General features: G+C 50.2%; 10 protein-coding genes. 4 read left to right on the forward strand and 6 right to left on the reverse strand.

Going from position 1 to position 12105, the window contains the following annotated elements; genetic code table 11:
• Window positions 1-61: 61 nt before the first annotated feature.
• The 4 genes from gnd to J0X00_RS03385 all read right to left on the reverse strand — a co-directional run bounded on the left by gnd (window position 62) and on the right by J0X00_RS03385 (window position 6906).
• Window positions 62-1510: a decarboxylating NADP(+)-dependent phosphogluconate dehydrogenase gene (gnd, locus tag J0X00_RS03370; RefSeq protein WP_282476308.1), complete on the reverse strand. Its 1449-nt coding sequence runs from the start codon at window positions 1508-1510 to the stop codon at window positions 62-64.
• An 11-nt stretch (window positions 1511-1521) separates the two neighbouring features.
• Window positions 1522-2238, reverse strand: coding sequence for a 6-phosphogluconolactonase (gene pgl, locus J0X00_RS03375; protein ID WP_136486952.1), 717 nt, complete (start codon window positions 2236-2238; stop codon window positions 1522-1524).
• Window positions 2235-3737: a glucose-6-phosphate dehydrogenase gene (gene zwf, locus J0X00_RS03380; RefSeq protein ID WP_282476999.1), complete on the reverse strand. Its 1503-nt coding sequence runs from the start codon at window positions 3735-3737 to the stop codon at window positions 2235-2237. Before zwf ends, pgl begins: the two co-directional genes overlap by 4 nt.
• Window positions 3738-4029: 292 nt before the next feature.
• Complete coding sequence (locus tag J0X00_RS03385) at window positions 4030-6906, reverse strand: HD domain-containing phosphohydrolase (RefSeq protein WP_282476309.1); 2877 nt, start codon at window positions 6904-6906, stop codon at window positions 4030-4032.
• Window positions 6907-7134: 228 nt separating this feature from the next.
• Between J0X00_RS03385 and J0X00_RS03390 the strand changes: the two genes are divergently transcribed.
• The 4 genes from J0X00_RS03390 (at window position 7135) to J0X00_RS03405 (ending at window position 10632) form a co-directional block, all read left to right on the forward strand.
• Window positions 7135-7878 carry a phosphatase gene (locus J0X00_RS03390; RefSeq protein ID WP_282476310.1) on the forward strand — a complete coding sequence of 248 codons (744 nt, stop codon included), beginning with the start codon at window positions 7135-7137 and terminating at the stop codon, window positions 7876-7878.
• Between the two features lie 111 nt (window positions 7879-7989).
• Window positions 7990-8376: a cytochrome b562 gene (locus J0X00_RS03395; RefSeq protein ID WP_282476311.1), complete on the forward strand. Its 387-nt coding sequence runs from the start codon at window positions 7990-7992 to the stop codon at window positions 8374-8376.
• 189 nt (window positions 8377-8565) lie between these two features.
• Complete coding sequence (locus tag J0X00_RS03400) at window positions 8566-8949, forward strand: DUF2946 family protein (RefSeq protein ID WP_282476312.1); 384 nt, start codon at window positions 8566-8568, stop codon at window positions 8947-8949.
• Between the two features lie 183 nt (window positions 8950-9132).
• Window positions 9133-10632 carry a PepSY domain-containing protein gene (locus tag J0X00_RS03405; protein ID WP_282476313.1) on the forward strand — a complete coding sequence of 500 codons (1500 nt, stop codon included), beginning with the start codon at window positions 9133-9135 and terminating at the stop codon, window positions 10630-10632.
• 116 nt (window positions 10633-10748) lie between these two features.
• On the opposite strand, the gene J0X00_RS03410 is transcribed toward J0X00_RS03405, so the two are convergent.
• Both J0X00_RS03410 and J0X00_RS03415 read right to left on the reverse strand, forming a co-directional pair.
• On the reverse strand, window positions 10749-11132 hold the full coding sequence (locus J0X00_RS03410) for a VOC family protein (protein WP_136486938.1): 384 nt from the start codon (window positions 11130-11132) through the stop codon (window positions 10749-10751).
• Window positions 11133-11151: 19 nt separating this feature from the next.
• Complete coding sequence (locus J0X00_RS03415) at window positions 11152-12081, reverse strand: LysR family transcriptional regulator (RefSeq protein WP_136486936.1); 930 nt, start codon at window positions 12079-12081, stop codon at window positions 11152-11154.
• Window positions 12082-12105 lie beyond the last annotated feature (24 nt).

The raw sequence follows: 12105 nt of genomic DNA on the forward strand, positions 1-12105 counted from the left end.
TCCTCCCTGATGCTTAATTTTCAGGCGTAGAAGAGGGGGGTGAATTCCCCCTCAACACGTCTTATACGTCGTATGTGGTTGACGCTGTGTCACCACCGGTACCTGTCCAGTTGGTGTGGAAGAACTCACCGCGTGCACGGTCAGTACGCTCATAAGTGTGCGCACCGAAGTAGTCACGTTGCGCCTGCAGCAGGTTCGCTGGCAGACGAGCCGTGGTGTAGCCGTCCAGGAACGTCAGCGCTGAAGTAGTACATGGCATCGGGATGCCTGCTTCCAGCGATTTCGCTGCCACTTTACGCCATGCGGCCAGACTGCCGGTCAGGATGTTTTTGAAGTAGTCATCTGAGCCCAGGAAAGCCAGCTGCGCATTGTTTTCGTAAGCGTCACGGATGTTGCCCAGGAACGCAGAGCGGATGATACAACCGCCACGCCACATCAGAGCGACGTTACCGTAGTTCAGATCCCAGCCGTTTTCGTTTGACGCTTCACGCATCAGCATAAAGCCTTGTGCGTAAGAGATGATTTTTGAAGCCAGCAGAGCCTGACGCAGTGCATCCACCCACTCTTGCTTGTCGCCTTCCACCGGCGTGATGGTTTTGCCGAACAGCTTCTCGGCTTCAACACGTTGGTCTTTCAGGGCAGACAGGCAACGAGAGAACACAGACTCAGAGATCAGAGTCAGTGGAATGCCCAGGTCCAGTGCGTTGATACCGGTCCATTTACCGGTACCTTTCTGGCCCGCGGTGTCGAGGATTTTTTCAACCAGTGCTTCGCCGTCTTCGTCTTTGTAGCCCAGGATGTCAGCCGTGATTTCCACCAGGTAGCTGTTCAGCTCAGTTTTGTTCCAGTCAGTAAATACGGCCTGCATTTCATCTGCAGACATGCCCAGACCATCTTTCATGAACTGGTATGCTTCCGTGATCAGCTGCATGTCGCCGTATTCGATGCCGTTGTGTACCATTTTCACGAAATGGCCAGCACCGTCGTTGCCAACCCAGTCACAGCAAGGCTCACCCGCATCAGTTTTTGCAGAGATGCCCTGGAAGATAGGCTTAACCGCTTCCCATGCTTCCGGCGCGCCGCCAGGCATGATAGAAGGTCCGAAACGTGCGCCTTCTTCACCACCGGATACACCCGTACCGATGAAGTGGATGCCTTTTTCACGCAGAGCCGCAACGCGACGGTTGGTGTCAGGGTAGTTGGTGTTACCGCCATCGATGATGATGTCGCCTTTGTCCAGCAGAGGAACCAGTTGGTCGATGAATGCATCAACCACAGCGCCAGCGCGAACCATCAGCATCACTTTACGTGGCGCTTCCAGTTTGTCGACCAGCTCTTGCAGGGTGTAAGCACCTACAATGTTGGTGCCTTTCGCCGGGCCTTGCAGGAATTCGTCGACTTTCGCCGCAGTACGGTTATGTGCCACCACTTTAAAGCCGTGGTCGTTCATGTTCAGGATAAGGTTCTGGCCCATGACTGCCAGGCCAATTACACCAATATCGCCTTTCATTTTTCTCTCCTTCACGCAATCTTCGCTGCTGCGTCTAAATCTAAAAACCACTCTGTTTCACCAGCCGAAGACTGGATTTTCGCTGCTGGATACGGCAGATCTTCAGCAGGAGTGGTGTGAATTTCATAAACGATCTCGGCCTTACCAGCGCCAAGAACAAGGTAACTAATACGTTTTGCTGCTTCCAGTACCTTCGCGGTTTTAGACACACGAAGCTGGCCTGATTCAGGGTGAGAGGCAACGACAGACAAGTTCTCATCATCGTAGTTGGTTTTACCCGGGAACAGAGAAGCAGTGTGGCCGTCAGCGCCGACACCCAGCAGGATCCAGTCAAAGACAGGCGTCCCATTGTCTGATGGAATCACGTCAGCCATTTCTTGAGCAAAGCGTTCAGCTTCAGCCTGAGGCTCGTTTTCACCCAAAATACGGTGAATGTTACCAGCCGGGATGTCGATTTGGCTGAACAGCAGAGTGTTCGCTTCACCGTAGTTGCTTTCTGCATCATCCGGCGCTACGCAGCGCTCATCACCCCACCAGAAGTGCAGGTTTTGCCACTGAATAGAGCTTACATATGGCTCAGAGGCCAACAGTTTGAACAGCATTTTTGGTGTGCTGCCGCCAGACAGAGAAATGTGTACCGGGCGGCCCAGCTCGCTGAATGACTTCATATCATTCGCGAGTGATTCCACAACGGCATCCGCGGTTGGCAGAATTTTGTGATTGATCATAGTTCGCAATAGTCCGTATTGGTCAGATTTTTACAAGGGAAGCGCCATTCACGGCCATCATTGCTCAGCAGGTCATCGGATTCTTTAGGTCCCCATGTACCGCAGGCGTAGCCGTACAGAGATTGAGGATCTTGTTTGAAGTCCAGAATTGGCTGAACAAATCGCCAGCACGCTTCCACGGCATCCGTGCGCGCAAATAGTGTCGCATCACCGTTCAGTGCATCCAGAAGCAGACGCTCGTATGCTGTCAGCATTTTGGTCTCTTCCAGAGAGGCATAGTGGAAGTTCATTGACACTTCTTTTGCCTTAAAGCCTGCGCCCGGCTCTTTCAGACCGAAGCTCATCAGAATGCCTTCGTCAGGCTGAATACGGATGATGAGCTTGTTCTCTGGCGCATTTTGACCAAACACTGGGTGCGGCGTACGCTTAAAGTGGATAACCACTTCAGTCACGCGGGTTGGCAGGCGTTTACCACTGCGCACGTAGAATGGTACGCCATTCCAACGCCAGTTGTTGATAAACATCTTCAGTGCCATATAGGTTTCGGTACGTGAATCTTCAGCCACGCCCGGTTCGTCGCGGTAACCCGGAAGGAATTTGCCACGAACTTCAGATTCGGTGTACTGACCCAATACCAGGTTGTTACGCAAGTCGTCATCGGAGAGCGGTTGCAGGCTCTGCAGGACTTTATTCACTTCGTTACGAATGGAATTGGCGTTGATAGCCGCCGGCGGCTCCATACCCACCATGGCCAGAACTTGCAGCAGGTGGTTCTGGAACATGTCGCGCACTGCGCCTGAACCATCGTAATAACCACCGCGGCCTTCTACGCCCAGGAACTCCGCACCGGTAATTTCAACGTAATCGATGAAGTTACGGTTCCAAAGTGGTTCAAACATACCGTTAGCAAAACGGAAAACCAGTAGGTTTTGCACGGTTTCTTTGCCCAAATAGTGGTCAATGCGGTAAATCTGATGTTCTTTGAAGTGGTTATGGATTTCGATATCCAGCTCTTGAGCGGATTTAAGGTCGTAACCGAACGGTTTCTCAATGATCAGGCGTTTCCAGCCATTGGATTCATCGTTCAGACCCTGAGAGGCAAGACACGCAGGGATCACACCGTAAAGACTTGGCGGCGTCGCGAGATAGAAGAGTGTATTGCGTTCAGTCTGGTTGTATTTATCAGCCAGTTGGTCAAGGCGGGTGGTCAGTTTTGAGTAATCATCCTGGTCGGATGTATTAATAGCTTGATAGTGAAGGTGTTCACAGAAGGCATCAAGGGTTTCAGGTTCTGTTTTCTCCAGTTCCTGAAGCGAGCGTTTCAGCTTCTCGCGGTATGATTCATCACTGTATTCAGTACGGCTCACGCCCAAAATAGCAAAGGACTCAGGCAATTGCTTGCTTGCATACAGATGATACAGAGCAGGAACCAACTTACGGTAAGTTAAGTCGCCCGAAGCACCAAAAATCACGATGCTGCTGTTTTCAGGTATTACCATCATCTTTCCCTTAAAAACGAGGTAGTTAGCATGCGCCAACCCTAGCAGCGCAATACACAAATAGAAAGAAGGTGATGCCTATATTGTCGATAGGCAAAACCGATAGGGAGATCACATAAATAGCAAATATGAGATCTCGCCCGGAGGGGTATTGTCTACGACAATTTGACACACATCAACTATTGATAGCGCAATCGACCAATAATTGAGTTACTTTTTAGCTAACTTACTAATTTTTAAAGGTACTGACTGGTAAACTTAGTTTGAATTTATCTCCGAACCGGCCTTGTTTTTAAAACTGAGCCTTCATAAAGGCTTTAACGGTTTTAATCTCTTCGTCAATATCGACCTTGGTACATTGCTGCGTATCTAAGAAGCGCTGGGCGTATTCAGCATAAACACCGGTCTCCAGAAACAGCACATACAGTTTAGGGTCAATGTGGCCCGAGGTTGCCATCTGGGTCATGATGGCTATCGACTCAGTCAGCGTTTTGGCTTTTTTGTAAGGCCGGTCACTGGATGTCAGGGCTTCAAACACATCAGCAATGGCCATGATCCGGGCCGGGATTGATAACTGCTCTTCGTTCAGCCCGCGCGGATAACCTTTCCCATCCATACGTTCATGGTGGTTGCCGGCAATGTCCGGCACATTCTGCAGATGTTCCGGATAGGGCAGGCGACGCAGCATTTCGATAGTCTGAATAATATGGTCATTAATGACGAAGCGCTCTTCATCGGTCAGCGTACCACTGCGAATACTCAAATTATGTAGCTCGCCGCGATTGTATTGGACATCGAGCGGTTTGAGTGTGAACTCTGACTGCTGTGCTGCTGCTGGTTGGGTGTCTTTGGCCCAGGCGATTAGGTGCTCTGGTTTATCGGCCAGCAAGCCTTCCATAACGGGCAGGCTCTCATTGTCAGGGTAACGTTGTTGTTCCAGATGGGAAACGCCCAGCCTGTTGTCCAGAGTCCGTTTCCATTGGCGCCTGGCAATTTGTTGCAAGCGTTCAATGTCCTCATCGCGCATAAATTCAGAGCCGATGTTGCATTGAGCGACAAAACTGAACTCCTCGTCTAACGTGTGTCGGGTGCTGTCCAGTTGCTGTTGAAGTTCAGTTGGGTCGCCGCCCTGAGCAACGGCTTGCCAATACTCGGCTTCAGCTTGCATTTTGAGCAGTTCGAAACGCATGCGTATCTCATGGATACGATCATAAATGGTCTCGAGCTTGGTGGCTTTATCAACAACGAACTCAGGCGTGGTGACTTTACCGCAGTCATGCATCCAGGCGGCCAGATTAAGCTCTTCCCATTGTTCACTGTTCATGGTGAAGCGTGGGAAGTAATGATGATCCTCCACCGCAGCTTTGGCCAGCATCTTGGTGAGATCGGGGACACGCTGGCAATGTCCACCAGTGTATGGAGATTTGGTATCGATGGCAGAGGCGATCAAGGCGATGAAGGCATTCAGCATATCTTTTTGCTGCTGCATTTTGTCGATATTGTCTTTGGCTATTTCAGCAAAACTGAGTACCTCACGTAAAAACGCGTGTTTATCGAGTTGTGCCTTGGTGGTGGTGCGTTCATAGCTGAGATTGAGTACGCCGACGAGCTGACGATGGCGGTTAAGTAACGGGAAAAGATAGATATCGCTGTTAAACAAATAGTCTTTGTGTTTGCGCAGGATATTGTCATCACGAGTCAGGTGAACCAGTTCCCCTTTCTTCAGTTCAGAAAGTAGCCAGGGTGTGTCCTGAACTAACTGATTGATATCGATTTTGAACGGAATAATTGCATGATTGGCGGCAATCGTGAACGTTTGACATTCATTCGAATACAAATAGAGCAAAATGGTTTCCGCTCTGGTCACGATGTAACTCTGATGAGTAATGGTTTTCGCCAGCACATCAAAGTCCTGATTCGAAGCGGTTTCACGCAATAATTTCAGCAGGTCGTGCAGAGTGTGTTCCATCAATTCGATGGACTGAGTAAGATCGGCCACCTCTTTGATCACGCTTTTCGGATAGCGGGTTTTCTGAAAATCAAAGCGCGCGATGTTATCTGTCTGTACCACCAGGTTTTCCAGCGGACTGGCCAGACGCCGCGCCGTGAACCAGACAATCAGGAAACAGCCCATCAGTAGAAAAATGGCGACCATGATTTGCTGATCGCGCATAGACAGCAGGTTAGCTAGTAGCGCTTTTTGAGGCGTTGCTTCCGCCAGGAGCAGATGGACGTGCTCGTTGAGCGTTACCGGGGTCAGGGTGACGGACCATTCGTCAGAGGCAAAATGGGTGGTGGTGTATAAGGTTTGGCTGCTGATACGGTTGGCTATCGAACCGAAAATACCGGAGGCCAGTTTTTGTTTGGTTTGCTGATCGCTGTCGCTCACCGTCATCCCGGTATTGTGTTCAGCCAGCAGGCGGAATTGATGATCGAACAGCGCGAGTTTGGCATCGGGCGAATAACCGATACGGGCCATCTGGTTAGAGAGTGAATTTAACGTGAAGTCTGCCGCTACCACGGTTTGACCATCATAAGAGCGTCTGGAAAGTGTGACACCGTGGGTTTGGAGAAAGTGAAAAGAGTAGGGCTCGGTGAGTCGTGTAACGCCATCGTCTTGAGCCTGGATGTACCACGGGCGCTCTCGTGGGTCGTATGTATTGTCGTGGCTCTGGCGAGTCATCATAGTATTCAGTTCGCTATCGACAAATAATACGATACTGCTGCCATCCATCCGGGTGCGGTTAATAAACAGTTGTGCTTCCGGAGGTGCGTCAAACTGTTTGCGTGCTTCGGCACTGTTAAGCGGCCTTATCATCGTGAAGTCGCCCTGATTATTACCGTAATACAGTGCAATTAAATCCTGATTACGTTTAAACACCAGGCTTAGCGCCGCAAACCAGTTTTTCGCTTCTTGGGGCGGCAAACCCTGATCGACAAAGTGACTAAAAGCCATGAAATCGAGAGTTGTCAGTACCGGTGACGCGTTCTGACTAAACGCTGCTTCAAGTTTGCGGCTATTTTCATGGCTGAGCTCTTTGGCACTGGTGGTCAGTAACTGCTGTGAATGATAGTAACTGACAGCAATTAATGCTGATCCAACTAATGTTACTAAAACGACAAATAATGTACTGATTTGAATGCTCAGCGGGTAGCAACGTTTGGTCATAAAGCCATCTCTAGTTCGACGATGGTATAAGTATTGTTCAAGTTCCATAACTTGCAAAAATCAACCAATTAGCGAGTTTCTATTTTGCTGAAAGTTGTTTAGGGCTCACAAATTTCGTGTCGTTAAGCAGGGCCGTTCACATCTCAGTCGTCATCAGCAGCACTATCCAGAGATTGGTATCCACCAGGGGATATTGTTAAACTGATTGAATAACGGAGGGAAGTAGCGATGAAATTAGCGGTTGATACCCACACCCACACGTATGCCAGCGGGCATGCTTACAGCACATTGACTGAGAATGCCCAGTCAGCGGCCAAGCAGGATCTGACCATGTTCTGTACCACAGACCATTCAGAGTCGATGCCCGGAGCACCGCACTATTGGTTCTTCTCCAATCAACGCGTTTTACCTCGTTTTCTGCACGGTGTCGCGGTGGTTCGTGGCGTTGAATCCAATATACTCAATACCGCCGGAGAGATAGATATCCATCCTTCAGTGGATCAGAACCTAGATTGGGTCATTGCCAGTTTTCACGAGCCGGTATTTCGCCCAGGCACGAAAGCACAACATACTGAAGCGCTGCTGAACGTCATTCGCAGCGGCCGTGTTGATGCTCTGGGCCATCTTGGTAATCCGCATTTTGACTTTGATTTTCAGCCGGTGATTGATTGTGCCGCACAGCACAATGTCGCGATTGAAATTAATAACAGTACTCTGAAGGGGCACAGCCGCGCAGGTAGCGTTGACCGATGCTATGAAATTGCACAAATTGCCAAAGCGTGCGGAGCCTGGATTACCACGGGCAGTGATGCGCATTTTTGCCAGGATGTCGGTAACTTAGCCTTGGCCAGCGAGCTTTTGGACCGGGTAGGAATCGCGTCGGAAAAAGTCATCACGCATACCGCAGCGCAGTTTGTGCAATTTCTTGCTTTACGTGGACGTCATCCGGTTGAAGCGTTTCAGAGCCTTTAATGTTTTGGTCAGCCGGGCGGCGAATGTAAGTATTTGAAACAATTTCAGCTTAAATTGGATGATCAGATTCAAGTACACTAGGGCGACTGAACTCAAAGGGTGGCAGATATAATGAAGAAAGGCATGATACTGAGTGCTACATTGTTACTTAGCAGCCAGGTTTTTGCTGCTGAGGTCGATCTGAAGCAGACGATGAAACAGATGAAAGTGGCATTTAAACATGCCGCTGAGGCTCAGAGCATCGAGGAAATGAAAGCGCCGGTCGCGCAACTCAACGAGCTGGTCTCCCATGCCAAGCAGGGTGAGTATCCGCCGGAAAAACAGGATTATTACCTGGAAGGTTTTAATAAGCTGAGTGTCGCGCTGGATAAAATCGAGAACGAGCTAGCAAATGGTGAATTCGAAGCGGCGCAAACGTCACTGCGCAGTGTCGATAATCTGAAAAAAGAGTATCACGAAGGCCGTAATCCAAGTATCTGGAAACGCCTGTTCGGCTGATCACTACCCATTATTGTGGTTTATTCTGCTTCGTAGTGCCGGTTAAACGAACGTTGATCGAGACTACGCCGATACTACGGGGCTGATTTTTGCCATCAGATATACATTCTCTGCTGAGTCGGTATACTTTGCTGAGTCGGTGTACTTTGCTGAGTCGGTATAGTAGCGGCAATTTGTTTGAGAACCTTTATGAACCTCCTTTGCCGTTTCCACCGCATTATGATCTGTACCAGTGCCCTAAGTTGGCTGCTGGTGACGTTGATGCCGGTGCTCAATGCGCACAGCGGCCAGCAGAATATCTGGCAAACATTTTGCGTATTGGCCGGCGGTGATGTTGAGATGGCGCATCCGTCTGAAGGTCATACTCACCCCAAACACACCAAAGTTCATTCGCAGCATGGCAAACCTTGCCCGTGCGCGCACTTCTCTAATTTTCACTATGCCGGGCTGACCACCATTCAGTCTGTTGCAAGCAGGTCGCTATTCACCGCAGAGCGTTATGCATTCACTGTGCGCAAGCAGCGCTTTGGCTTATCGATTCCCCGCGCCCCGCCATTCGGTCACGTGTCCTGAGCGTTATATTGCCGATGCAAGCTGTCCGAGCCTTCTTGATGCATCAACGATGATTGTGGGCAGGCGGGCGTTGCCAGGACTCGACGTTAAATCTTAATAACCCAAAATAATTCATATTTCAGGCGGTTCCCCGCAGTCTTAGCGGAAGGGAGCCGTTCGTCCGAATCGTATAAGGAAAACTCCATGTCGAGAATGTCTGCCGCGTCTCACGAATCTGTCGAGCGCGGAAAATCTCTCTACTTTTTAACCTGGCGCTGGCATTTTTACGCCGGTCTATTTGTCGTGCCGTTTATTTTAATCCTGGCGGTTACTGGCATCGTGATGATGTTTGACGGTGAAATTGAGCAGGCTCGCTACAGCGATATCCTGCAGGTAACACCCCAACACCATCAGGTGGCGGTTTCGCAGCAACTGGCCGCGGTGCAAAGTGCTTATCCTCATGGCATTGTGACGGAGTTTATCCCGGCGCAGGCCGTTGATGTTGCGAATAAATTTTCCGTGCGGATGGCTGATGGCAGCGATCGGTTTATTACCGTCAATCCATACAGCGGGGAAGTGCTGGGCAGTATCGACCGCACTCAAAGCTGGTACCAGCTGGCGAATGGTATTCATGCCACTTTGCTGATCGGTGATGCCGGAGACTATCTGCTTGAAATTGCTGCCAGCCTGGGAATTTTGCTGCTCGTTACCGGGCTATATTTATGGTGGCCACGTGATAACGCCAGTCGTTCGGGCTTTCTCAAAATCCGTTTCGGCAGCGGCTCACGCATCGTGATGCGTGATATGCACGCGAATCTGGGTGGCGTGCTTTCTATTGTCCTGTTGTTTTTCCTGATTTCCGGTCTGTCCTGGACCGGGTTCTGGGGCAAGACGTTTGTTCAGACCTGGAACTCATTTCCGACTTACTACACCTACGGTGAAAAACCGCAATCCAAGCCGATGACGCATGCCAGCCTTAACCACGGTACAGAAAAAGAACTGCCGTGGAACCTGGAACTGACGCCGATGCCCGAGTCGACGCATCCGGTAATGGAGGAGCAGCCGATGGCTGCCGGCGCGCCCTCTATGGCCGGCGGGCAACCGGAAGAGGCGCATGATCACTCCAAAATGGGCATGGGCGAAGTGCATGCCATGGGGCATGGCGCGCTGAATATCGATACCATCATGGCGAAGGCCAAGCAGATGGGATTTGGTTATTATCGGGTGTTTTTCCCGACCGGCGCGACAGGCGTTTACACTGTCACCGCCAATACCATGGCCGGCGATATTCATGATCCGCGTGACGATCAAACGGTGCATTTCGACCAGTACAGTGGCGAGGTGTTGATGGGCGTGACCTGGCAGGACTACACTCTGTTTGCCAAGGCGATGGCAGCTGGCGTATCGCTGCACCAGGGTGATCTGAGCCCGCTAAACAAATGGCTAAATGTGGTGTTTTGTTTGTCGTTTATTCTGATTGCAGTGACGGGGGGCGTTATGTGGTGGATTCGTCGTCCGGCAGGCAAAGGAAAATTGGGCGTGCCGCCGCGTTTTGAGCAAGCGGGGATCTGGAAAGTAGGGCTGGTGACGCTCATTCTGATAGGCGTCGCTTTTCCGTTGGCCGGGCTGAGTATTATCAGCGTGTTATTGCTCGACTGGCTGCTGTTCAGCCGTGTTGCACGCCTGCGTTATATGCTGAGTTGATGTGTGTCGTCCTCAATGTGTAAACACATTTCAGGACGAGACAATGGATGTAAAAAAGCCAGAATGACAAAATTCTGGCTTTTTTACCTGCAGGTCATGACATGATTGGAGATCCATCAGGCTTGATAAACTTCCAGTGGCAATCCATCGGGATCCTGGAAAAAGGTGAACATGCGCCCGGTGTACTCGTCAATTCGGATTGGCTCTACCTCGATCCCCTGTGATTCCAGTATGGTTTTTACCTCCCTGACATCCTCAACGGCAAAAGCGAGATGGCGGAGTCCCTGAGCTTCCGGATAACTCGGGCGTGGCGGTGCATCCGGAAATGAAAACAGTTCAATTTGTGCACCATCCGGCAGAGCAAGATCAAGTTTGTATGAGTCGCGCGCGGCACGGTAATTCTCTGCGACTATCTCCAGCCCTAATATCTCACTGTAGAAGTATTTAGAACGCTGGTAATCAGCGCAGATAATCGCTGCATGATGTAACCGCTTCAGCATCCGTTAATCAGTCCTTAATTCAGCCTTTGTCATTTAACTTCACGCTCAGGTGTGTCATCACATAGTCGATAAACACCCGTAACCGCGCCGGCATGTATTTGGTTTGCGCATATTGCATCGCAATTGCACCATGGTAGTTACTCTTGATCGTCCAGTCTTTGAGTAACTGCACGACTTTACCGCTGGCCAAATCATCCTGCACCACAAAATCGTGAAAAATACCGATGCCCAGGCCGTTTTTTACCCCGTTTAAGCGCATTTGCGAATGGTTCACGGCATAACGCCCGCTCACGGCAACGGTATGGAACTCGTCATCTTTGAGAAAATCCCAGAGGTGGTCTTTGTTGGTTTCGGCGAGATACAAACAGTCATGCTGGGCAAGTTCAGTCGGATGGGCGGGATTACCGCGTTCAGCCAGATATTCCGGACTGGCGCACAGCACCAGATTGGTTTTACACAACTCACGCAACACCAGATTTTCATCCGGTTTATCAGTGAGTTTAAATGCGACATCAATGTCATGTTTAAACAGATCTATCTCACCATCGGCGGCGCGCAACTTAAGTTGGATCTGCGGATATTGCTTTAGAAATGGAATAACAAAGGGCTGAAGCACCGAGTTTAAAAACGCTTCAGGAGCGGCAACGGTCAATGAACCTGACGGTTCCGTATGGTCTGATCCCGATAATTCCACCGCCTGTTGCGCCGCATTTACCATCACCAGGCATTGGTCGTAGACCTTTTGTCCCGCCTGGGTGATCACCAGCTTACGAGTAGTACGTTCGAACAGTTTGACTGAAAGCGCCTGCTCCAGACGCGTGATCAATTTACTTAACGCCGAGGGGGTCACTCCGAGTTTTTTTGCTGCAGCAGTAAAACTGCCTTCGTTGACCACTAAAATAAAAGTCGCTAAGTCAGGAAGCAGGCCTATCAGTTTGGTATTGAGCATGTCCGATTTTTTCTTCAGTTACTA

Origin of the sequence: Vibrio sp. ABG19, from assembly GCF_029962385.1 — a bacterium.
Lineage (GTDB): Bacteria > Pseudomonadota > Gammaproteobacteria > Enterobacterales > Vibrionaceae > Vibrio > Vibrio ostreae.

Excerpts from the sequence above, each read along its gene's own strand:
- J0X00_RS03405 (WP_282476313.1), top strand. The coding sequence starts at position 9,133 with ATGTCGAGAATGTCTGCCGCGTCTCACGAATCTGTCGAGCGCGGAAAA.
- zwf (WP_282476999.1), bottom strand. The coding sequence starts at position 3,737 with ATGGTAATACCTGAAAACAGCAGCATCGTGATTTTTGGTGCTTCGGGC.
- J0X00_RS03395 (WP_282476311.1), top strand. The coding sequence starts at position 7,990 with ATGAAGAAAGGCATGATACTGAGTGCTACATTGTTACTTAGCAGCCAG.
- J0X00_RS03415 (WP_136486936.1), bottom strand. The coding sequence starts at position 12,081 with ATGCTCAATACCAAACTGATAGGCCTGCTTCCTGACTTAGCGACTTTT.
- J0X00_RS03400 (WP_282476312.1), top strand. The coding sequence starts at position 8,566 with ATGAACCTCCTTTGCCGTTTCCACCGCATTATGATCTGTACCAGTGCC.
- J0X00_RS03410 (WP_136486938.1), bottom strand. The coding sequence starts at position 11,132 with ATGCTGAAGCGGTTACATCATGCAGCGATTATCTGCGCTGATTACCAG.
- pgl (WP_136486952.1), bottom strand. The coding sequence starts at position 2,238 with ATGATCAATCACAAAATTCTGCCAACCGCGGATGCCGTTGTGGAATCA.
- J0X00_RS03390 (WP_282476310.1), top strand. The coding sequence starts at position 7,135 with ATGAAATTAGCGGTTGATACCCACACCCACACGTATGCCAGCGGGCAT.
- J0X00_RS03385 (WP_282476309.1), bottom strand. The coding sequence starts at position 6,906 with ATGACCAAACGTTGCTACCCGCTGAGCATTCAAATCAGTACATTATTT.
- gnd (WP_282476308.1), bottom strand. The coding sequence starts at position 1,510 with ATGAAAGGCGATATTGGTGTAATTGGCCTGGCAGTCATGGGCCAGAAC.